Annotated in this window: 21 protein-coding genes; 10 read left to right on the top strand and 11 right to left on the bottom strand. The window is 68.1% G+C overall.

The genetic code is table 11. The features are described from left to right. Positions 1-39: 39 nt before the first annotated feature. From Pph01_RS38730 to Pph01_RS38715, 4 genes are all read right to left on the bottom strand, one after another. Positions 40-789: a hypothetical protein gene (locus tag Pph01_RS38730; protein WP_204078229.1), complete on the bottom strand. Its 750-nt coding sequence runs from the start codon at positions 787-789 to the stop codon at positions 40-42. Between the two features lie 197 nt (positions 790-986). Further along, positions 987-1,655 carry a response regulator transcription factor gene (locus Pph01_RS38725; RefSeq protein ID WP_204078237.1) on the bottom strand — a complete coding sequence of 223 codons (669 nt, stop codon included), beginning with the start codon at positions 1,653-1,655 and terminating at the stop codon, positions 987-989. Positions 1,656-1,657: 2 nt separating this feature from the next. Then, on the bottom strand, positions 1,658-2,761 hold the full coding sequence (locus Pph01_RS38720) for a sensor histidine kinase (protein WP_204078228.1): 1,104 nt from the start codon (positions 2,759-2,761) through the stop codon (positions 1,658-1,660). Between the two features lie 52 nt (positions 2,762-2,813). Beyond that, positions 2,814-3,419 (bottom strand): TetR/AcrR family transcriptional regulator, encoded by a 606-nt coding sequence (locus Pph01_RS38715; protein WP_204078227.1) that lies wholly within the window; start codon positions 3,417-3,419, stop codon positions 2,814-2,816. Between the two features lie 97 nt (positions 3,420-3,516). On the opposite strand from Pph01_RS38715, the gene Pph01_RS38710 reads away from it, so the two are divergent. The 3 genes from Pph01_RS38710 to Pph01_RS38700 are packed head-to-tail and all read left to right on the top strand — an operon-like array spanning position 3,517 to position 4,753. Further along, the gene (locus Pph01_RS38710) at positions 3,517-4,134 is read left to right on the top strand and encodes an NAD(P)-dependent oxidoreductase (RefSeq protein WP_204078226.1); all 618 of its coding nucleotides are present in this window, start codon (positions 3,517-3,519) and stop codon (positions 4,132-4,134) included. Continuing rightward, positions 4,131-4,529 (top strand): SDR family NAD(P)-dependent oxidoreductase, encoded by a 399-nt coding sequence (locus Pph01_RS38705; RefSeq protein WP_204078225.1) that lies wholly within the window; start codon positions 4,131-4,133, stop codon positions 4,527-4,529. The genes Pph01_RS38710 and Pph01_RS38705 overlap by 4 nt, the downstream gene beginning before the upstream one ends. Then, positions 4,526-4,753, top strand: a complete 228-nt coding sequence (locus tag Pph01_RS38700) for a Rossmann-fold NAD(P)-binding domain-containing protein (RefSeq protein WP_204078224.1) — start codon at positions 4,526-4,528, stop codon at positions 4,751-4,753. The genes Pph01_RS38705 and Pph01_RS38700 overlap by 4 nt, the downstream gene beginning before the upstream one ends. 128 nt (positions 4,754-4,881) lie before the next feature. Here the strand turns inward: Pph01_RS38700 and Pph01_RS38695 are convergent, their stop codons facing one another. Then, positions 4,882-5,676: a class I SAM-dependent methyltransferase gene (locus tag Pph01_RS38695; RefSeq protein ID WP_239117346.1), complete on the bottom strand. Its 795-nt coding sequence runs from the start codon at positions 5,674-5,676 to the stop codon at positions 4,882-4,884. A gap of 430 nt (positions 5,677-6,106) precedes the next feature. Between Pph01_RS38695 and Pph01_RS38690 the strand changes: the two genes are divergently transcribed. The 3 genes from Pph01_RS38690 to Pph01_RS38680 all read left to right on the top strand — a co-directional run bounded on the left by Pph01_RS38690 (position 6,107) and on the right by Pph01_RS38680 (position 10,156). Continuing rightward, entirely contained in the window at positions 6,107-8,416 is a 2,310-nt protein-coding gene (locus Pph01_RS38690) for a thiamine pyrophosphate-binding protein (RefSeq protein WP_239117345.1), read from the top strand. 227 nt (positions 8,417-8,643) lie between these two features. Further along, entirely contained in the window at positions 8,644-9,009 is a 366-nt protein-coding gene (locus Pph01_RS38685) for an SRPBCC domain-containing protein (RefSeq protein WP_204078222.1), read from the top strand. Positions 9,010-9,148: 139 nt separating this feature from the next. Next, a complete protein-coding gene (locus tag Pph01_RS38680; protein WP_204078221.1) occupies positions 9,149-10,156 on the top strand; it encodes an RNA polymerase subunit sigma-70 in 1,008 nt (335 codons plus the stop codon). Positions 10,157-10,501: 345 nt separating this feature from the next. Here Pph01_RS38680 and Pph01_RS38675 read toward each other — a convergent pair whose 3' ends face one another. Further along, positions 10,502-11,065 (bottom strand): dihydrofolate reductase family protein, encoded by a 564-nt coding sequence (locus tag Pph01_RS38675; RefSeq protein WP_204078220.1) that lies wholly within the window; start codon positions 11,063-11,065, stop codon positions 10,502-10,504. Between the two features lie 200 nt (positions 11,066-11,265). On the opposite strand from Pph01_RS38675, the gene Pph01_RS38670 reads away from it, so the two are divergent. Next, the gene (locus Pph01_RS38670) at positions 11,266-11,466 is read left to right on the top strand and encodes a hypothetical protein (protein ID WP_204078219.1); all 201 of its coding nucleotides are present in this window, start codon (positions 11,266-11,268) and stop codon (positions 11,464-11,466) included. 102 nt (positions 11,467-11,568) lie between these two features. Here Pph01_RS38670 and Pph01_RS38665 read toward each other — a convergent pair whose 3' ends face one another. The 3 genes from Pph01_RS38665 to Pph01_RS38655 form a co-directional block, all read right to left on the bottom strand. Beyond that, on the bottom strand, positions 11,569-12,447 hold the full coding sequence (locus tag Pph01_RS38665; RefSeq protein WP_204078218.1) for an aldo/keto reductase: 879 nt from the start codon (positions 12,445-12,447) through the stop codon (positions 11,569-11,571). Between the two features lie 48 nt (positions 12,448-12,495). Next, positions 12,496-13,872, bottom strand: coding sequence for an NADP-dependent succinic semialdehyde dehydrogenase (locus tag Pph01_RS38660; RefSeq protein WP_204078217.1), 1,377 nt, complete (start codon positions 13,870-13,872; stop codon positions 12,496-12,498). A 318-nt stretch (positions 13,873-14,190) separates the two neighbouring features. Beyond that, positions 14,191-15,348: an erythromycin esterase family protein gene (locus Pph01_RS38655; RefSeq protein WP_239117344.1), complete on the bottom strand. Its 1,158-nt coding sequence runs from the start codon at positions 15,346-15,348 to the stop codon at positions 14,191-14,193. 91 nt (positions 15,349-15,439) lie between these two features. On the opposite strand from Pph01_RS38655, the gene Pph01_RS38650 reads away from it, so the two are divergent. Beyond that, positions 15,440-16,123 (top strand): TioE family transcriptional regulator, encoded by a 684-nt coding sequence (locus Pph01_RS38650; RefSeq protein WP_204078216.1) that lies wholly within the window; start codon positions 15,440-15,442, stop codon positions 16,121-16,123. A 73-nt stretch (positions 16,124-16,196) separates the two neighbouring features. Here Pph01_RS38650 and Pph01_RS38645 read toward each other — a convergent pair whose 3' ends face one another. Then, positions 16,197-16,949, bottom strand: a complete 753-nt coding sequence (locus Pph01_RS38645; RefSeq protein WP_204078215.1) for an SDR family NAD(P)-dependent oxidoreductase — start codon at positions 16,947-16,949, stop codon at positions 16,197-16,199. 250 nt (positions 16,950-17,199) lie between these two features. Here Pph01_RS38645 and Pph01_RS38640 point away from each other — a divergent pair, with 250 nt between their 5' ends. Continuing rightward, complete coding sequence (locus Pph01_RS38640; RefSeq protein WP_239117343.1) at positions 17,200-17,943, top strand: TetR/AcrR family transcriptional regulator; 744 nt, start codon at positions 17,200-17,202, stop codon at positions 17,941-17,943. 183 nt (positions 17,944-18,126) lie between these two features. Further along, entirely contained in the window at positions 18,127-19,197 is a 1,071-nt protein-coding gene (locus Pph01_RS38635; protein WP_204078213.1) for a glycosyl hydrolase family 18 protein, read from the top strand. Between the two features lie 125 nt (positions 19,198-19,322). On the opposite strand, the gene Pph01_RS38630 is transcribed toward Pph01_RS38635, so the two are convergent. After that, positions 19,323-20,348, bottom strand: a complete 1,026-nt coding sequence (locus Pph01_RS38630) for a M36 family metallopeptidase (protein WP_204078212.1) — start codon at positions 20,346-20,348, stop codon at positions 19,323-19,325. Positions 20,349-20,540: the final 192 nt, after the last annotated feature.

The raw sequence follows: 20,540 nt of genomic DNA, 5'->3' as shown, positions 1-20,540 counted from the left end.
GCTGACACGGCCACTGACACGACACCGCACCCGACCCTGTTACGGGTTGGCGGGACGGTTACGCGTGACCATGGCTCGGGCCGCGGGGATGCTGCCGATCACGAGCAGGGAGAGTGCGACATCACCCAGGACGAGGGGACGACCCGGCAACACGAAAACGGCGACCGTCAGCGGGCTGCTGGCGATCGTCGACCAGGCCGCCCATCTCGGGATGACTCCGGCTCGGCGCAGCGCGACAGCGAGCACCACGTAGGCCACCAGATGCCCGACGATATAGACGAGCAGGTAGCCGCCCATCACCGCGTCGTTCGCGAACCGGTCCAACAGCGTGGCGTACGAACCGCTGTCGGGTAGGGCGGCCATGGCCATGGTGAGGTCGTCCAGGGCGGTCAGGGCCGAGAACGGCAGCCAGCCCACCACCGCGAGCAGCCCACCGATCGTGGCCGGCCACGGCGCCCGGGCGTAGGAGAGGTACGCGAGTCCGACCGCTCCGAGGGGGAGCAGGAAAGAGGCGAGCACGTACGCGACCAGGTGCACGGCGTTGATGATCGGATTCGCTGCGGCGTTCGCCGCGATGCTCGTCGTTCCGTCCTCGTGGACGGCCGGGATGAGGATGCTCCCGACGGCGTAACCGAGGGGTCCGCCGACGATCGCCACCGCCAGGACACGCCGCCATAACCGCTCATATCCAGGCGCCTTCTCCGAAGACTTCTCGTCCGGGATCGACTCGATGGTCTGCTCATTGAGGGCCGCAGGGCGGGACGAGCGGCCGAACGCGGAAAGAATCATTTCCGGTACCTCCTGGGAAGCCGTCGACGTCGCAACGACGAGTTGGGGAGAACCCGCCGTTGCGGTGCTGCCAGTAGCTTTCCGCTCGGCCATGGGGCACGTCGTCGGTTGCCCGACGGCACTTCACCTGCGTAGACCCCGGTATCCGGGGATCCCGGCGTACGTCGCTGAACGTATCCGGAAGGAGACCGCGCAGGTCAACTAGTGCGGCCGGGATGGACCAGGCCGGATTCGTAGGCGAAGACGACCAGTTGCGCACGATCGCGGGCGGCAAGTTTGATCATTGCCCGAGAGACGTGGGTACGGGAGGTCGCGGGGCTGATCACCAGCCGATCGGCGATCTCCTCGTTGGACAACCCCCGGGCCACCAGAGCGACGACCTCCCGTTCCCGCGAGGTGAGCAACTCCAGCGCCCGCGCGACAGGCCCGGCCGGTGTGGGAGCGGCGGCGAACGCCGTGACCAGTCGGCGCGCGGCCTGCGGGGAGAGCAACGCGTCACCGGCAGCGGTCACCCGGATGCCACGCAGCAACTCCGCGGGTTCGGCGTCTTTGAGTAGGAACCCGGCCGCGCCCGCGCGAATCGCCTCGAAGACCAACGCGTCCTCATCGAACGTCGTCAGCACCAGCACCCGTACATCGGACAGTTCTGGGTCGGCGGCGATCGCCCGGGTGGCCGCCAGCCCGTCCAACACCGGCATGCGGATGTCCATCACGATCACATCGGGACGATGAGCACGAGCGGCGGCGAGCGCCTGCTGTCCGTCGCCGGCCTCGGCGACGACCTCCAGGCCGGGTTCGGCCGTCAACAACGCCCGCAACCCGGAACGGATCATCACCTGGTCGTCGGCGAGCACAACCCGCAGCACGCTCACCGTTCCGCCCCCAGCGGCAGGCGGGCATGGAGGGTGAAGCCACCGCCAGGCGCCGGGCCGGCCTGCAACTCGCCACCGACCGCTCTGACCCGTTCCTCCAGCCCACGCAATCCGTGGCCGGCGCCGCGCGCCGGTACGGCAGCGCCGATCCCGTCGTCCGTGACGTCGATCTCCAGCCAGCCGTGGACGGTTCCGACCTGGATCCGAGCACGCGCTCCGGGTCCGGCGTGGCGCATCACGTTGGTCGACGCCTCCTGAACGATTCGATAGGCAGTGGCGGAGATCACGTCCGGAATCGCGCGGCTCTCCAGGTCGACGGCCAAATCCACGCCCAAGCCGGTCGCGCGCACCGACGTCACCAGCGCATCCAGATCCGCCAGGCCGGGCGGGGCCTGCGGCGGCTCCTCATCCGGCCCTCGTACAACGGTCAACGCGGCACGTGCCTGTGCCAGTGCGTCGTTGCTGACCTGACGGATCGCCTGCAGCGCCTCACGAGCCTGTTCCGGCCGGTCGTCCACCAGGTGGAGTCCGACGCCGGCTTGCAGGCTGATCGTGGCCAGGCTGTGGGAGAGCACGTCATGCAACTCCCGGGCGATCCTGAGCCGCTCCTCGACCACCCTGCCTGCGGCCTCCTCCTCGGCAAGCTTCCGGCGAACCTGCGTGGCCCGGGCGGCCAGGACCGCGACCGCCGCCCATACCCCTGCGATCGTGATCATCGGGGCAGGCTGCCAGCCTTCCGGCGGGCCCGTGGCGACCGCCACCCCCACCCCGCCGATCGCGGCGAACGGAACCCACACACGTGCTTCGGCGACCCCGAAGACGAGCGCCAGCAGACCCGCGAACGCGCCAAGGTAGATGGGCCAGCCGGCGAACCGCAATCCCAGGTAGGTCACCGCTGTGCCCACGGTCAGCGTGAAGGTGAGCAGCGGATTGATTCGCCGCAGAGCGAACGCCAACCCGCACACCACCAGGAGTGCTAACCCGAGCGCGGTCACGGGACGGGCCTCTGGCTGGGTCACCCGGGCGACCTGCGACATCAGGGCCATGAAAATGGCGAAGATCACCGCCGTAGCCGCGTCCACGGCAGAACCCGCACGCATCATCACAGGATAGACATTCACTGAGCGCTGATCACTCGACAAAGGCGCGGAGTCAGGCAGGTTGACCGTTTTGATCGGCCCGCCGAATGGAGTCGACGTCCCATCTCCCCAAACCGTCGATGAGGTGATCGATGAAGTGAGGGGAGACGGATCCGGCCTGTATGGCGACGCGATAGATGATCGGCCCGACCAGTATCGCCGAGAAATCGATCGGATCGGCGGAAATGTCAATTTCCCGGTTCGCGGCGGCCAACGCCAGCGCCACCTCGAGCCTTTCGTTGAGTATTTCGAGGCAGGCGTCGCGCTGCGTCGCGACCTGCGGATCCCACAACGCACCCTGCATCAGGGTGAGCGTGACAGCGGCGATGTGGGGGACGGCCATGGCGTCGGCGAGCTCGCGAAGCTGGGAGTGCAGCCAGGAGCGGACCGGCGCTTCCGGTTCCTGGAAGTACGGCATGTCGACATCGGTCATGAGGTCGAGAAGCAGCTGCTCGGGGCGCGGCCAGTGCCGGTAGACCGTTGCGCGGCCGACGCCGGCCTGCTGGGCGACTCGTTGATGAGTGAGGGCGGCGGGGCCCTCATCCAGCAACAACGAGCGGGCGGCGGCCAGGATCGCATCTCGGCTACGCGTGGCGCGGGGGTCGATGGAGCTGCTCACATCCGCATCCTATGAGACAACTTGACTCAGAGACGAAGCTGATGCCACCCTCTCTGCGAGACAAACTGTCTCACAGCGACAGATATGGATGATCATCATGAAAATAGTCGTTTTCGGGGCCACCGGCGGCACCGGGCGGGAAACCGTAACCCAGGGCCTCGCCGCAGGTCATCACGTCACCGCGGTTGTGCGCCGCCCGGAAGCCCTGCAGGCCCGACCCGGTCTACAGATCGCCGTCGTGCCGGACCTGAACAGCGCCGAACTGGTCGACGACGCGGTGAACGGCCACGATGTGGTGATCAGCGCGCTGGGCACCAACGCCAGGGGACCGGTGAGCGTCTGCACCGACGGCGTCCGTTCGATTCTCGGCTCGATGACGCGGACGGGGGTTCGGCAACTGATCGTGGTGAGCGCTCATGGTGCCGCCGAGACCAACGACGGGTCACTCTACTCACGCATGTTGTGGGCGACGCTGGGCGACAAGATGCGGGACAAGGACGAGATGGAAAAGCTCATCCGGGCCTCCACCGTCGACTGGACGATCGTGCGCCCGCCCGCGCTCAGAAACAAGCCGCGCACCGGCGTCTACCGCGTGGGCACGGACCTGAAGATCCGGCTCACCTCGGCGATCTCCCGCGCCGACCTGGCCGATTTCCTGCTCCGCGAGGCCACCACCCCCGCGTACCTGCACCAGGCCCCCAGGATCGCCGCATGACCGCCCTGTCTCCGCACGTCGACCTGACCGGCAAGATCAGCTTGGTGACCGGCGCCACCGGCGGCATGGGCCAGGTCATCACGACTCGACTCGCCCGGCTCGGCAGCACCGTGATGATCGTGGTCAGAAACCCCGACAGCGGCGAACAGCTGAGGCGGCGGGTCGCCGCAGAAGTCGGCGCCGACCGCGTCGAGGTGCTGACCGCCGACCTTGCCTCCCAGGACGACCTGCACGGGCTCGCCGACCGATTCACCGCCCGGCACACGGCCCTGCACCTGCTCATCAACAATGTCGGCGCCCACTACCGCGAGCGGCTACTCAACGCCGACGGCGTCGAGATGCACATCCGCTCGTCAACACAGGCATCCTCGACGACATCGCACACCCGCTCATGAAGCCGATCCTTCCACTGACCCGACGGCTCCTCCTGGCTCCAGAGGAAGGTGCTCAAGCCACCCTCAATGTGGCCATCGCGCCGGAATCGGCCGAGACCACGGGCCGCTACTTCCACAGCGGAACCGAAATCCGCTCCGCGGCCGCGTCCTACGACGTCGAATTCCAACGGCGAACATGGGAGATGACCGCCGCCTACATCGCGCGCGGCGGCGTCCCGAAATAGCCGTCCCCGCACTGCCACGACTTCGCCGCAGTCCTGGGGCTCCAGCATCAGGTCTACGGCTACGTCCTTTGGATACGACTGCGAGACGCCTGCGCAAGGAAGCCGGCGCATGAGCCCTTCGCTCCCTCTCAGTGGCGACGAGCGGTGACGATCCAGGCACGGGAGTCGAACCAGACACCGTCGTCGCTCAGGTGCGCGGAGAGCGTCTCGCTCAGACGCCCGATCGCGTGCGCCGCGGCGGCGGGGTCCAGCCGCTTCAGCACCTCGCTGGTGCAGGTGAAGCCGCGGACCCACTCCAGGGCGGCGGCGACGTCCGGACCGTAGTAGACCGGCTCGCGGACGTCGGTGAAGGCGACGTCGGCGAACCCCGCATCGCCCAGGATCTGCTTCACGGTCTGCGGATCGGCGAGCGAGAACGGATCCGGTCCGACGGAATCGGCGGCCACCGGCCCCTCGAGTCCTGCGAGGGATTGGTGGATGGCGACGTCCCACTCGTTGCGTTCGTGGGACTGCCAGACCATCATCACCAGGCGCCCGGCCGGGCGCAGCGCCCGCCTGATGTTGGCGAACGCGGCGACGGCGTCGTCGAAGAACATCGTGCCGAACCTGCTGATCGCCAGGTCGAAGTGCTCCCCGGGAAAGCGGTGGACCTGTGCGTCGGCGTGCTCGAAGGTGACGTTGCGGAGCCCCTCCGCCCGGGCGAACTCGCGGGCGCGCTCGATGGCGGGTGCGGAGACGTCGACCCCGAGCGCACTGCCTGCCTGGACTGTGCGCGCGGCCTCTCGGGTCGTCTGCCCGGCCCCGCATCCGATGTCGAGGACGTGGTCGTGGACCTGCAGGCCACAGGCCCGGCGAAGTGCTTGGTTGTGCCGCCGCAGTTCGGCGTCGTAGCCGGGCGTGAGATCGCTTGTAGCTTGTCGCACCGTAGTCCCTTCACGACGGTCGGGTTCGCCTTGGCGCTGTTGCTCACCGGCGTCCATCATCAGGAAGACACCCCGTTTCTCAGCCTCCTGGAGCCGGTCAGCTCATCGAAGACCGGCAGGAATCCTGAGTCAACGGGGAGGCACACCGCGACGCCAGTGCTCGCTGAGCAGTCCTTTCTCAGCGGCGTACGCCTTGAGGCGTGCCACCAGCTCGTGGGGGCGGCTCAGCGCGGGGGGCGACCAGCCGCGGTGATGGGCATCACGACAAAATGTCACGATGCCTCGTGTTCTCGGCGCTGACTACCCAGGGGCGCCCGGACCGGGGCGGGATACTGCGCGCCATAAGCGATCGAGGATCTTCATGACTCAGACCGACCACAGGCCCCTCGCGGACGATTCGGACCGGCCAGGTTCGACTACTCGCCCACGCTTGACAGACGACGAAGCCAAGACGCTTCGCGAGATCTCTACACGAGTTCTCTGGTTGTCCTCCGCCATCGTGGACGCTGCCAACCGCAACCGCCCCAACCCCTCGGGCGTGAAAGTCGGAGGACACCAGGCGTCGTCGGCGTCGATGGTCGACATCATGGTCGCCCTGTGGTTCCACAACCTGGCCAACGAAGACCGAGTCTCGGTCAAGCCGCACGCCTCACCTGTGCTCCACGCGATCAACTACCTGCTTGGAGATCTCGACCCGAAGTACCTGCGCACTCTCCGAGCGAAAGGTGGCCTCCAAAGCTATCCGAGCCGGATCAAGGACCCGGACACGGTCGACTTCTCCACCGGCTCGGTAGGCATCGGCGCAACGGCCTCCCTGTGGGCCGCGATGTCCCTCCGATACCTGCGGTCGCGTGCAGCCGCCGCCCCCGCCGCCGGCCGGTTCATCAGCCTGCTCGGCGACGCCGAACTCGACGAAGGAGCCATCTGGGAGGCGATCGCCGATCCTGCAGTCCCCTCGATGGGTGAACTCCTGTGGATCGTCGATCTGAACCGGCAGTCGCTGGACCGCGTAGTCCCGGACATCCAGATCGAGCGGCTCCAAGGCATGTTCGCCGCCGCCGGATGGCAGGTCATCACGCTGAAGTGGGGCCGCCTGATCAGCGAGCTGTTCGAGCTTCCAGGAGGCGAAGAGCTTCGGGTGAGGCTCGAGGCGATGCCGAACGAGGAATACCAGCGAATGCTGCGTGTCGACTCCTCCCAGATCGCCGACCGGATCCTCGATGGTGGAGGAAGCGACAGGCTCCGCGCACTGGTGAGCGATCTGGAACCGAGCAGGCTCGCCGCGGCAATCCGTGACCTCGGCGGCCACGACCTCGGCCTCCTCACAGACACCTACGGCAGCGCCGCGACCGACCGGCCAACCGTGATCTTCGCCTATACGATCAAGGGACGCGGCCTGCCCACGGAAGGGCACCCGAACAACCATTCGGCCTTGTTGACCGAAGCACAAATGCACCACCTGGCTGAGCAGTGCGGCACCAGCCTCGACGACCCCTGGCGGAGCTTCGGCGCCGACTCAGTGCCCGGCCGCCTGTGCTCAACGCGCGGCGAGGTGCTCAAACGTCCGCCGCTGCGACGCCTGCCGGAGCCGGCCGTCCCGACCTCGCTCGGCCACCCGTACCGCAAACCCACATCGACACAAGCCGCTCTGGGCCGCCTCCTCGCAGACATCCCTCGCGACGCACCGGATCTGGCGCCGTACATCGTCACCTGCAGCCCGGACGTCGCCTCGTCGACCAACCTCGGCGGTTGGATCAACAAGACCGGTGTCTGGTCGATCGCGGACCGCCGCGACTGGTTCGCAGACGACACCGAGCGGATTCTGAAGTGGGCTGAACGCCCGACCGGACAACACATCGAACTGGGTATCGCCGAGGTGAATCTCGTCGGCCTTCTCGGTGAACTCGGCGCCACCTGGAGCCGATGGGGGCACAGACTGATCCCCGTCGGGACCTTGTATGACCCGTTCGTGTCCCGGGCGCTCGAACCGTGGTCATATGGGATCTACGCCGGTGGTCAGTCGATCCTTGTCGGCACTCCGTCCGGTGTGACCCTTGCGCCGGAAGGCGGCGCCCACCAGTCGATCACAACTCCGTCGATCGGGCTTGAGCAGCCGGCATGCACGGCCTGGGAACCGGCGTTCGCCCAGGACCTCGAGTGGACCTTCTTGCATGCGATGGCTCAGGTCGGAATTCCAGGAGGAACGTCGGCTTATTTCCGGCTATCCACCCGGCCCATCGACCCCGACCTCGCACGGCTGCCGGAGGAACCCGAGCTCCTGGAGCGACGCCGCCTGCAAGCCGTCGCCGGCGGGTACCGTCTCACCGACCACGACCCGGAGTTCGAGCAGGTGACGCTTGTCGGAATGGGCGCGATCATGCCCGAGGTGACGCAAGCGGCTCAGATTCTCGAAAACCTTGGTGTCGCGGCGGGTGTCGTCTGCCTGACCAGCGCCGACCTGGTTTTCCGATCGTTCCAGCAGCGTGGCCGGCGACGCCCTGGCACTGGCGGCAACATCGTGGAGACGCTGTTTCCGCAGCCATACCCGACGCCGTTGGTGACGGTCCTCGACGGCCACCCGCACACCCTGTCGTTCCTCGCCGGGGCACGCGGAGACCGGATTCGCTGTCTCGGAGTGACCGAGTTCGGGCAGTCCTCGAGCCTCGCCGATGCCTATGCGCTGCACGGAATCGACGCAGCTTCCATCGTTGATGCGGCGCTGGACCTCCTCAATCGGTAGCAGACGGCGAGCACCTACTCGACGGCGGACGACACACTGGGGGGCGTCGCCCCCCAGTGGTTCGCGGAACTGTGGGGGAGTGGGGGCCTTACTCCAGGAGGCCGCGTGACGATTGACGGGACTCTCTCGGCGAAGACGATCCCGTCGTTCCGCCGGCCGGGCGCCTCACCTCGGGAGATCATCGACGGTGCCGCCACGCCCCGCCCTCCGGGAGAAAGCGAGACCTGGTGCACACCATCGACACCTCGGTCGTGATCGAGGCCTCGCCGCAGGAGGTCTGGGCTGTCATCGTCGACTTCGGCCGCTACGAGGAGTGGAATCCGTTCATCCTGAAGGCCGGAGGCCAGGCGGTCGTGGGCACCACGCTGAGGTTGCACATCCGGACGCCCGGCGACGACGGGATGACCCATCGCCCCACCGTAGTGATCGCCGAACCGGCGAAGCACCTGCAATGGCTGGGAAAGGTTGCCATCCCCGGACTCCTCGCCGCACGGCATGATTTCATTCTGGAGCCGCGTGGCGAGGGGACTTCGCTGGAAGGATTCGTATGTCCAGCCAGAATCGCAAGCGTCGGGGCGAGATCCGCACGTTGATGGCCGAGACCGGCCTCACCTACACCCAGGCGGTCCGCGAGTTGGACCGCCTCGGTGTCAGCGGCTTCACCGCTCAGAAATCCTCCGCCACGTCGTCAGTTCTGGTAGCCCCTCGCCACCCGCGGAAGGATTGACGACCATGACCGACGCCAGACTGCTAGGCGACGACGAGGCCGCGTTCATCGCGGCGGCCCGCTCAAATGACGCAGCACAGTTCGCGCTCATCACGGAGCGCTACCGGCGTGAGCTGCAGGTGCACTGCTACCGGATGCTCGCGAACTACGAGGACGCCCAGGACCTGACGCAGGAGACGTTCCTGCGGGTGTGGAACAAGCGGGAGTCGTTCAAGGGCCACGCTGCGCTGCGGACCTGGCTGTACCGGATTGCGACGAACGCCTGCCTCGACTTCCTGGAGAAGCGCAACGACCGCACACCCGTGCCTGCCGAGCTGCCGGACCCCGGCTCCGAGGTGCTGTACCTGCAGCCCTACCCGGACCGGATGCTCCCGGAGGACCCGCAGGAATCGGTGGTGGCGCGGGAGACGATCGAGCTGGCGTTCATCGTCGCCGTCCAGCACCTGCCGCCGCGGCAGCGGGCGGTGTTCATCCTGCGCGACGTCCTCGGCTGGCCGGCGTCGAAGGCCGCCGACGCCCTCGAGCTGACCGTCGCATCGGTGACCAGCGCACTGCAGCGGGCGCGTGTGACGATGCGCGAGCAGCTGCCCGACCGCCGCCTCGACTGGCGGAGCCCCGCCACCCACGAGCTGTCGAATGACGAGCGCGGCGTGGTGAAGTCGTATATCGACGCTCACGAGCGCAACGACCTCGACGGGCTGATGTCCCTGCTGCGCGACGACCTGCGCTTCGCGATGCTGCCCGAGCCGGGCACCTCGGTCATCACGGCCAAGGACGCGGTGGACGGCTGGGTCTCCGGTGGGCTCTTCCAGCGCGGCCACGACGACTGGCGCTGTATCACCACGACGGTCAACCGCATGCCTGCCGCCGTGCTGTACCTCCGCACCCCCGACGACCCGGAGTACCGGCTATTTACCATCGCGGTCCTGCACATCGTCGACGGGAAGATCGCCGAGCTCACCGGATTCGACGCCACCGACAAACCATGGCTGGGCCTGCCCCCGACACTGTAATCAGACAAGTCCCATCGTCGACGAGTCCAGCGCACAGGCCGCCGTCACCGAAGTCACCGCGGAATGAGCACCCCGACCAGCTGAACACCAACGCGACAACGCGAACACCACCGCCCCGCCGGCGTTGCCGGCGGGGCATCTTTGTCCCCGAAGAACATCGTCACAATCAACGACGCCGTCGCCCTCATCTCCAGCAAGTCGGTCAACAGCTCACTCGGAACGCAAGGAAGGGCCCGGGGAAGGTTCCCTCATAGCCGAGGGTCACGGTGAGCACGCCAGGAAGGATTTCGACCTGGCCTCACGAGCCCAGGACCTGGCCTCACGAGCCGAGCATCTGGCCCGTGCTCATCGCCTCGTCTCGTATCGGGTCAGTACCACGCCGCCGGGAAACGTCCGCGTCTCCACCAGGTTCAGGTTCACCCAGCTGTCCAGGGCCGTGAAGAACGGCGTGCCGCCGCCCACCAGGACCGGGTGGGTGACCAGCACGTACTCGTCGATCAGCCCGGCCCGCATGGCCGCTGCGGCAAGTGTGGCGCCGCCGATGTCCATGGGGCCGCCGTCTTCGGCCTTGAGCCGGGTGATCTCGGTGACCGCGTCGCCGGTGACCAGGCGGGTGTTCCAGTCGACCGTGCTGGTCGTCGAGGAGAACACCACCTTCGGCATGTCCCGCCAGCGGCGGGCGTACGCGATCTCCGCCGGTGTGGCGCCGGGCTGCTGGTCGGCGGTCGGCCAGTGGGAGCTCATCGTCTCCCACAGTTTGCGCCCGTACAGCGCCAGGCCGGTCGCCCCCACCCGGTCGGACCACCACTGGAACAGCTCGTCGCTCGGTACGCTCCAGCCGAGGTCGTCGCCGGGCGCGGCGATGTAGCCGTCCAGGCTCAGGTTCATGCCGAAGATCAGTTTCCGCATCGTGCCAGCCTCTCGTGAGTCGATCTCACACGTACAGACGGGCGCGGCGCGAAAACCTAATCGGTGCGCGATCTGCGTCCGCAGGTAGTCCTCGCGTTCCGGACTCAGCACGGCGTACTCGGCGGGCTCGAGCACCACCGACCGGATCTCGATTTCACTCCTCGAAGGCCGAGAACCGACTCGATGCCCACCTCGCGGCGTTGCCGGGTAAGTACGGCTCGATCCTCAAGAAGGTCAAGTTCGCTGAGAAGGCTCCGCATCTGTACAGCGCGGCCGCGAAGGCCGAGGCCGAGCGGCGCATCGGTCAATTGGCCGACTCCGAGATCACAAAGGCCATGGTCTTCGTTGAGTTGGCCGAGAACATCGCCGAGGTGATGAGCGAAGGCCAGGCTGAGCAATGAACCTCGCCGAAGGCATGCTCTCCCTACTCGCCGCCGAACCCCTGCTCGACCAGGCACCCGCAGACGCCGGCCTCGACGACTGCGAGGGGCGCCATGGATGAGTCACTCGCAGCCGGGTGACGTGACGGCCGCGGTCAGCTCGGCGACGTCGTCATCGGTCAGCTGGACGCCCGCGGCGGCCACGTTCTGCTCCAGATGCTCCACCGACGCGGTGCCGGGGATGGGCAGCAGGACCGGTGAGCGGCGGAGCAGCCACGCGAGCGCGAGCTGCGACGGCGTGGCCGACAGCCGGGACGCGATGGCCTCGAGCGGCCCGCCGGATTTCACCAGGTCGCCGGTGGCCAGCGGGAACCACGGGATGAAGGCGATCTGGTGGTTTTCGCAGTAGTCGAGCACGTCCTCGGCCGCCCGGTCGGCCAGGTTGTACCGGTTTTGCACCGAGGCGATCGGGGCGATGGCGCGGGACTCCTCGATCTGGTCGACGCTCACCTCCGACAGGCCGATGTGCGCGATCTTTCCTTCGTCCTTCAGCGCCTTGAGCTCGCCGATCTGATCTTCCAGGGGCACTTCGGGGTCGACGCGGTGCAGCTGGAACAGCGCGATCCGGTCGACTCCGAGGATGCGCAGGCTCATCTCGCATTCCTGCCGCAAGTAGGCAGGCCTGCCGACAGGTGTCCACTGGTCGGGGCCCTGCCGGGTGAACCCTGCCTTGGTGGCGATGACGATGTTCTCGTCGTACGGGGCGAGGGCGCGGTGGAGCAGCGGCTCGGCGACCAACGGGCCGTAGGCGTCGGCGGTGTCGAAGAGATTCACACCGAGTTCGGCCGCGCGCCGCAGGACGCGCACAGCCTCGTCCGGATCGGCCGGTGGCCCCCACACGCCGGGTCCGGTCAGCTGCATCGTCCCGTAACCGAGGCGGTTGACCTCGAGTGTGCCATCGATCATGAATTGGCCGGATGCGCCGGCCGTCACGGAGGTCATCACGGATCCTTTCTCAGCCTGCCCGCCCGGGCGGGGTCTGCCGGGTGGTCAGCCCACCCACACGGTCTTGAGGTTGCAGAATTCCCGGATCCCGTGTGCGGACAGTTCGCGGCCGTAGCCGGAGCGCTTGATGCCGCCGAACGGCAGTTCCGGGTAGGAGATCGTCTTGCCGTTGATGAACACCTGGCCGGCCTCGAGGTCGGAGCTGAACCGCTGCTGTTCGGTCTCGTCGTCGGTCCACGCGTTGGACCCCAGGCCGAAGGTGGTGGCGTTGGCGATCTGCAGGGCCTCCTCGATGTCCGCCGCCCGATACAGCGAGGCGACGGGGCCGAACACCTCCTCGGTGAAGATCCGCATGTCCCGGGTGATGTCAGTGATCACGGTCGGCGGGTAGAACCAGCCCGGCCCGTCCGCACGCCGCCCGCCGCACAGGACGGTGGCCCCCGCGGCGACGGCGTCGTCGACCAGCTCCTCGACGTCCGCCCGGCCCTGCTCGGTGGCCAGCGGCCCGACCTCGGTGGACGAATCGAACGGGTCGCCGACCCGCAGCTCGCGCATCCGGGCGACGAACATCTCCGTGAAGGCGTCGTAGATGTCGGTGTGCACGATGAACCGTTTGGCGGCGATGCAGGACTGCCCGTTGTTCTGCACCCTGCCGTCCACCGCGGTCGCCACGGCGCGCTCCAGATCCGCCGAGGGCATCACGACGAACGGGTCACTGCCCCCAAGCTCCAGCACGGTGCGCTTGACCTCGTCACCGCAGATCGCGGCCACCGACCGCCCGGCCGGCTCGCTCCCGGTCAGCGTGGCGGCGACCACCCGGGGATCCCGCAGGATCGCCTCCACCTTCCGGGAGGAGATCAGCAACGTCTGGAAGCAGCCCTCCGGGAACCCGCCGCGGCGGAAGACGTCCTCCAGATACAGCGCGCACTGCGGAACGTTCGACGCGTGTTTGAGCAATCCGACGTTGCCCGCCATCAGCGCCGGCGCGGCGAATCGCATCACCTGCCACATCGGGAAGTTCCACGGCATCACCGCGAGTACCGGCCCGAGTGGCTGGTAGCGGCCGAAAGCGCGTTTGGCGCCGACCGCCGATGCGTCGGCCAGCGGCTCGTCGGCGAGGAACTCGGCCGCGTGGTCGGCGTAGTAGCGCATGCCGTGGGCGCACTTGAGTACCTCACCGCGGGCCGAGGCCAGGGTCTTGCCCATTTCGGTGGTCACGAGGTGGGCGGCGGCGTCGGCCTCCTTCTCGAACAGGTCGGCGCCGGCCCGCATGAGTTCGGCCCGCTCCTGGAACCCGCTGGTGCGGTAGGACTGCCACCGCTCGTGCGCGACCCCGATCTTCTGCTCGACCTCGGCCTCGCTCAGCTCGGGAAACGTCCTGACCGTCGTTCCGGTCGCGGGGTTGATCGTGGCGATCGCCATGATCGTCCTCCCCTCCTGGTCGTCTGAGCACTCGCCTGGCCGGCGACGTGACTCTCGATCAGGGCGGCATGCCCATGATGGACGGGCATGCGTACGGACTCACTTCCGAGGCTATCGACCCTGGTCAGGTACCGCTTCATCGCGGGGTGACAACTCCTCCCAACCTGCGCATGGGGCACAGTCGGCAGAGCCGCGCTCGATCAAGGAAGGGATCCGTTCGACCCACCGATCGCCGGGTCGGTCAGCGCCCGGCACCAGGCGGGCGGCGTCGCCTGCAGGCCTGGTGCACCAGGCCCGCAACGCGATCACGAGGACCTGTCAGTCCAGCCTGACAGCCTGCTTGAGGAAGACGACGCCGTCGATCATGTCGAGCTGGGCCGGGTCCAGCGGGAAATAGCGGAAATCTTGGGAGATGCGCGGGGCGGGCTTCGTGATCGTCTCGGCCAGACGGCGGGCGTCGATGAGGGAGAGGTCCCACGGGAGCATGGACAGGATGCCCTCGACGGTGTCCGGGGGCGGGGTGTCGTCGCCGGCCGTGCCGAGAGCCGAGGCCAGGAAGGCGTACCGGTCGCCCAGGTGCGTCGCGGTGATCGCTCCCGCGCTCCACCACTCCAGCAGTTGGTCCCCGAACGGCATGAGGCTCTTGTTCCGCTGCAGGTGGAGGTTGTGACCGAAGACCAGGGCCGGGCCGTGCTCGGCGACGGCACGCAGGTTGGCGGCCATCATCGCGTCCCGCAGGGCCGACAGCCGGGGCCACCGTACCGGGGACGTGTCGGCCATCCAGTGGTGGTAGCGGAGCAGGCCGGTGGCGGTGCGCCCGTACAGTGCCGCCCGCTCCCTGTCCTCCGCGCTCAGCCGCGGCACCTGCGTGTCGAGCAGCGCCACCAGGTCGTCGGCGATCAGTCGCAGCCGCTGGGCTTCAGCGGACCGGCCGATCGACTGGGACGGATCCATGGCCGCGGCCTCGTTCGACCACCGGTCGTCCGGGCCCAGCAGCGTGTCGAGGGTTTCCCGGGTGCAGGGGAGCGGGCCGTCGAGGAGGGCGTGGAGGGCGGTGAGCGCCTGGCGCGGGCTCGCCGCCCAATACTCCAGAGGGCCGTCGAACCCGAAGAACCGGAGCTTTTCGTCATGCTCCTCGTTGTACGCCCGCATCCAGCGCACGAGCTCGCGGTTGGCCGGTGACGCGCCGAAGCCGTGGCTGAAGCCGCGTTCCATGACGTCATCGAGCGTGTCCGCGCCCGTTGTGATGTGGTCGTCCACCACGAGGCCCATGAGACAGTCGCTCTCGATGGCGAACGACCGGTAGCCCTCGTGCTCGACCAGATGCCGGAAGATCTCGTTGCGCAACTCGCCAAGCTCGCCCACGAAGTGCCTGGCCTCGCCCAGGCCGAGCAGCAGGGGCCGGGCGGGAAGCGACCGGAGGAACGCCGAGACGCCCGCGCCATCGAGCGGTCGGGCCATGTCCTTGATATCCATACCTTCAACGGTATCGTTGAACCTTCGATGTAAACTTTTCCGTGAAAATCCCCGCTCTCATCGCAATGGACCTTCAATCGGTGATGCATCCATGAGGCCAGTGGACCTGGCGCGCGAGCACGGCCTGTCCACCCAGGCGATCAGGAACTACGAGGACGCCGGCATCCTGCCCGCCGCCGAACGCACCGTCCACGGCTACCGCACCTACACGCCGCTGCACGCGCAAGCCCTGCGCGCGTTTCTCGCCCTCGTGCCCGGGCACGGTCACCACACGGCCACGTCGATCATGCAGGCGTTCAACCGGGGTGCCACCGAGGACGCGCTGCGGCTCATCGACGAGAGCCACGGCCAACTCCTCGACGACCGCCGCACTCTCCAGGCCGTCGAGGCCGCGCTCCGCGATCTGGCGCCCGTACCGCAGGAACGCGGCGACACGTTCATCGGCCCCCTGGCCAGGAGGCTCGGCCTCCGCCCTGCCACTCTGCGCAAATGGGAGAACGCCGGGCTGGTCCAGCCGCGCCGCGACCCGCAGACGGGCTACCGGGTCTACAGCGCGGCCGACGTACGGGACGTCCGGCTGGCCCACCAGCTCAGACGGGGCGGCTACCTGCTGGAGCAGATCGCCCCGCTGATCGCTCAGGTCCGCTCCGCCGGAGGCGTCGCCCCGCTGGAGTCGACCCTGCGCGACTGGCAGGCCCGCCTGTCCGCCCGGGGCCGCGCCATGCTCAAGGGCGCCGCCGATCTGGACGCGTACCTCCGCGCCCGCGAACCCTGAGGCCGAGTCACGTCCACCACGGGAAACGCGCCGTGATGGGCAGACGTACGCCGGGCACCTCGGTTGCGTGGGGCTACGACATGGTCGTCCCGCCGGAGACGTCGAGGCGGTGTCCAGTGACATAGCGGCTGTCGTCGGAGGCCAGGAAGGCGACGGTGTCGGCCACATCCTCCGGTGTGCCCAGCCGGCCAAGTGGTGTCTGCGACGACAGCCAGGCCAAGGCCTCGCCGACCAGGCGTCCCTGGTGCATGTCGGTGTCGATGACGCCTGGGGCCACGATGTTGACCGTGATGCCGCGTGGCCCGAGCTGCTTGGCCAGGGCGACGGTGAGGACATCGAGTGCGGCCTTGGACATGGCGTAGTCGACCGCCCTGGGCATGGCCGCTCCTCGGGTCAGCATGGTGCCCACGGTGATGATCCGGCCGCCGTCGCGTAGCCGTGGCAGGGCGAGCTGGGTGATGAAGAACGGGGCGGTGGCGTTGACCGCGAACAGGCGCTCGAAGCCCTTGCGGGTGACGCCGCCGATCTCGGCCTGGCCGCCGAGGATGCCCGCGTTGTTGACCAGGATGTCCAGCCCGTCGGCGTGAGCGTCGAAGCCGGCCCACAGGGCTTCGGCGTCACCCGGCGCGCCCAGCTCGGCCTGGACGGCGAAGGCCTGCCCGCCGACCGCTTCGATGGCGGTGACGGTGTCCTTGGCGGCCGCGTGGTCGCCGCCGTAATGCACGGCGACGCGGGCGCCTTCGCGGGCCAGCCGGGTGGCGATCGCGCGGCCGATGCCCCGGCTCGCGCCGGTCACCAACACCGTCTTTCCGGTCAATCTCCTCATGATCATACCGCTCCGTTCATGCGAAGTAGGGGGTGGTGCTCTCGGCATCGCGCAGGATCCGCGCCCACCGGCTCACTTGGTCCAGGAGGGTGTCGGGGCCGGGCCGACGGGCCGTGATCATGCCGAACAGCACGCCCGATCACGCCCGTGCGAAGAGGTCGATCCACACGTCCTCCATTTCGAGTACGTAGTACGCGAAATAGACCATAGCCATTCAGGTACCATGTACGCAAATAGAGGGAGGGCGCGGGTGGCCGACGAGGAACCGACCAGCATCTGGATGCAGCCGGAGCTGCACGAGCGCTCCGGACCAGGGCGGCGTCCCGGCTACAGCCGGGACCAGATCACCCGGACCGCCGTCGGGATCGCCGACGCGGAGGGCGTGGAAGCCGCGACCATGCGGCGGATCGCGTCCGAGCTGGGCACCGGCGCCATGTCGCTCTACCGCTACGTGCCCCGGCGCGACGACCTGTTCGACCTCATGATCGACCTGGCGATGAGCGAGATCGAGCTCCCCGACCACCCCTCCGGTGACTGGCGCTCCGCCCTGACGCTGCTGGCCCAGCAGATCCGCGCCGCAGGCCTACGTCATCCCTGGCTGATCGCGCTGCTCACCAGTCGGCCGACGCTGGGTCCCCACCTGCTGCGCGTGCACGAGTTCGCGCTCGGCGCGTTCGAGCGGATCGGACTCGACATCGACGACATCACCGGATTCGTCGGCATGCTCAACGACTACATCCACAGCGCGATCCGTCGCGAGATCGGCTGGCTGGAGGAGGCCCGCCGTACCGGCCTGGACCCCGAGCGCTGGAAGCGGGACTACATGGGGCCGTACGTGCGGCAGGTCGTCGAATCGGGCGCGTTCCCGCTGTTCAGCCGGTCGGTTCTGGACTCCCGCACCGCCCATCTCGGCCCCGGCGAGCGCTTCCGGCACGGGCTCGACCGCATCCTCGACGCCATCGCCGCGCTCATCACATCTACTCGCCCCCGTTGACCAGGAAGGCAGTGCCACACCTGCGAAGGAACGGCGGGATCGCACGGACCCGCATGCCGGCTCCACGCCCTCGGGTAACACGAGGACGACCGTGTGGATCATGTGCTTTCTTCCCTTTTGGTGAGGGACCGCCGCGCCCGCAACAGCTAACCTTCTTTACAATTCCTTTCACGGGAGGTTGGCATGCGCCGTCTGGCCGCTCTTGTCTGCTTACTCGTCCCCCTCCTCATCGCGGTCCCTGCCAGGGCCGCGGCCACCCCGATGCAGGTCTACGGGTCATGGCACTGCGGCAACGACGCCTGCATCTGGGGCGCCGTCCGTGATGTGAGCGAGTTCGACCAGAAGAACCACTGGCTCATCGACCGAGGCGACGGCCGTCCCTCTGTCAACGTCGTGGTGCTCAGCTTCGTCCACCCGGTGAAGCTGCTGCACAAGACGACCGACGCCCAGACCCTCGACGGGGTTCCGCGCGGCATGACCGCCGACATCGTGAACTACTTCAAGAGCCGCGGCATCCGGGTCATGCTGTCCATCGGCGGCATCACCTACACCGACGCGTGGAACGCGGCCTTGGCGGAGAACGCGGCCCAGTTCGGCCGCAACGCCGCCGAGGTGGCCCAGCGGCTCGGCGTCGGCATCGAGATCGACTACGAGGAGAACAGCGGCGCCGACCTCGCGGGCCTGCAGTCCTTCATCGACGCCTACCGTGCCGTCCTGCCGTACGACGCCACGGGAGCCAACCACGCGGCGCGCCTGACCATCGACCTGGCCGCAGGCGATCGATGGCTGATCGACATCGGCAGGAAGGCGACGGCGGACTGGCTGCGCACGACCGCGCCGGTCCTGGACTACGCCAACGCGATGGTTCCCGCCCGCCAGCCGAGTGCTTCCGCCGCGATCGCCAACTGGCAGGAGCACCTGGACGGCAAGCCGACCTACGCCCCGCCGATCCCGCCGCTGGCTCCCGCCAAGTTCACCGGCAGCCTCTACATCGCCGAGGGGAACAAGGTCCTCCCCGAGTGCACCGCCTTCGGTGCGTCGCTGCAGAACAGCACCGGCACCTTCGTCCAGACGGCCGCGCCGAACGGCGCGGGAACGAGCTCGGGACTGCTCGGCTACATGTTCTGGGCGGCGGAGCGGCCCTCCACCCGCGGCGTGACCACCCTGCCGCCCAACACGTGCGAGGGCGGCGTGGGCGGCGGCGCGACGGCTTACTCCATTCCGATTCCGATGCCCGCCCTGCGGCAGAGTTGAGCGCCCGCCGGGGGCCGTCGTGCACCGGCGGCCCCCGGCGATCCGGCATCAGCGCAGGCCGAGGGTCGGAGGAACTCAGAATCGGGGCAGGTCAGAGCAGGCGCAGGTTCAGGATCGGCGCAGGTTCAGAGCAGGCCGCGGGAGGTGAACGCGGCTCGCACCACGCCGGCCGCCGTGGCGCCACCGTGTCGCTGAGCGGCGGCGACGGTGGCCTCGGCCGCCGCGTGGAAGGTGATGTCCTTGGTGAAGTCGAACTGCGCGTCGATGATGATCGTGCTTGCCGAACGGTCGCCCAGCTTGGTGCGGATCTCGTACAACGCCGAGGACCAGATCTCACCGTCGGCGTGCACCTCGCCGACCACGTCCTCGGGGTAGTGCTTGGTGCCGTCCAAGCGGCGCAGGCAATGCGGGACGCCAGAGGTGTAGGAGACGGAGTCCCAGTCGGCGACGCACGCCTCGGGGGTCTTCGTCGGCGTGCCGGCCTTCCAGCTGGTCACGGCGACGGCGAGATAGTCGCCGAAGGCCTCGCCGATCGAGCCTGACTCCAGGGTGGTCCCGAAGCCGGTGACCTGACCGTCCTGGACCGAGTGGCCGTACTCGTGGACGATCACTTCTCCGTCCTCGCCGTCGTCCACGCCGCCCTTGCCGAGGGTGATGTTGGCCTTGTCGTCCCTGAAGAAGGAGTTGTCCCCGCCGTACTGGTTGATCCGCAGCTCGATCCGGCGCTGGTTGACCGGACGCAACCGGGACCCGAAGCCCAGTGACTGGATGTACTGCTGCGCGGTGGTGACCCAGTAGTAGCCCATCACCTGCTCGAACTGGTCACTGTCCCGGTGCCAGGCGGGGAAGGCCCCGTTCACGACGCGGGCGGCCTTGCCGGTCTCGCTCTTGACTGTGATGTAGCGCCCTGTGAGGGTGCCCGAGCCGTCCAGGTCGGTAAGTGCGACTGTGCGGTAGGCCCCGGCGAAGGCGGCGCCGTCGCGGTCCTTGTCATCGGTGAGAGTTTCGTCGCCGGTGCTCTGGACCGGGTTGGGGGAGAAGACGGTGGCAGTGGGATCGGCGGCGGCGTGGGCCGCGCTCGGGGTGAGAAGCCCGGTCGCACAGGCGAGAGCGAGGCAGGCGACAGGAATACGGCGTCGGGGGGCGTTCACCGAAGAATCCTCCTTGAATCAGGAACAATCATGGCGAATCTACGGCCGACACGATCTGCTGTCACCCGCCTGACCGATGTCAGGAGCGCCGGAAAGCTCACCCCAGCGATTATTGGTAGAGACCTTTACGAACGAATCCCGCCCGCTTATCGTGGGGCCGAGAGCTCACGGGGGACAGCAGTGACCACGCAG

It is taken from the genome of Planotetraspora phitsanulokensis, from assembly GCF_016863295.1.
GTDB lineage: Bacteria > Actinomycetota > Actinomycetes > Streptosporangiales > Streptosporangiaceae > Planotetraspora > Planotetraspora phitsanulokensis.
The sequence above is the reverse complement of the archived record's forward strand: the minus strand, read 5'-3'. Positions and strand labels throughout refer to the sequence as shown.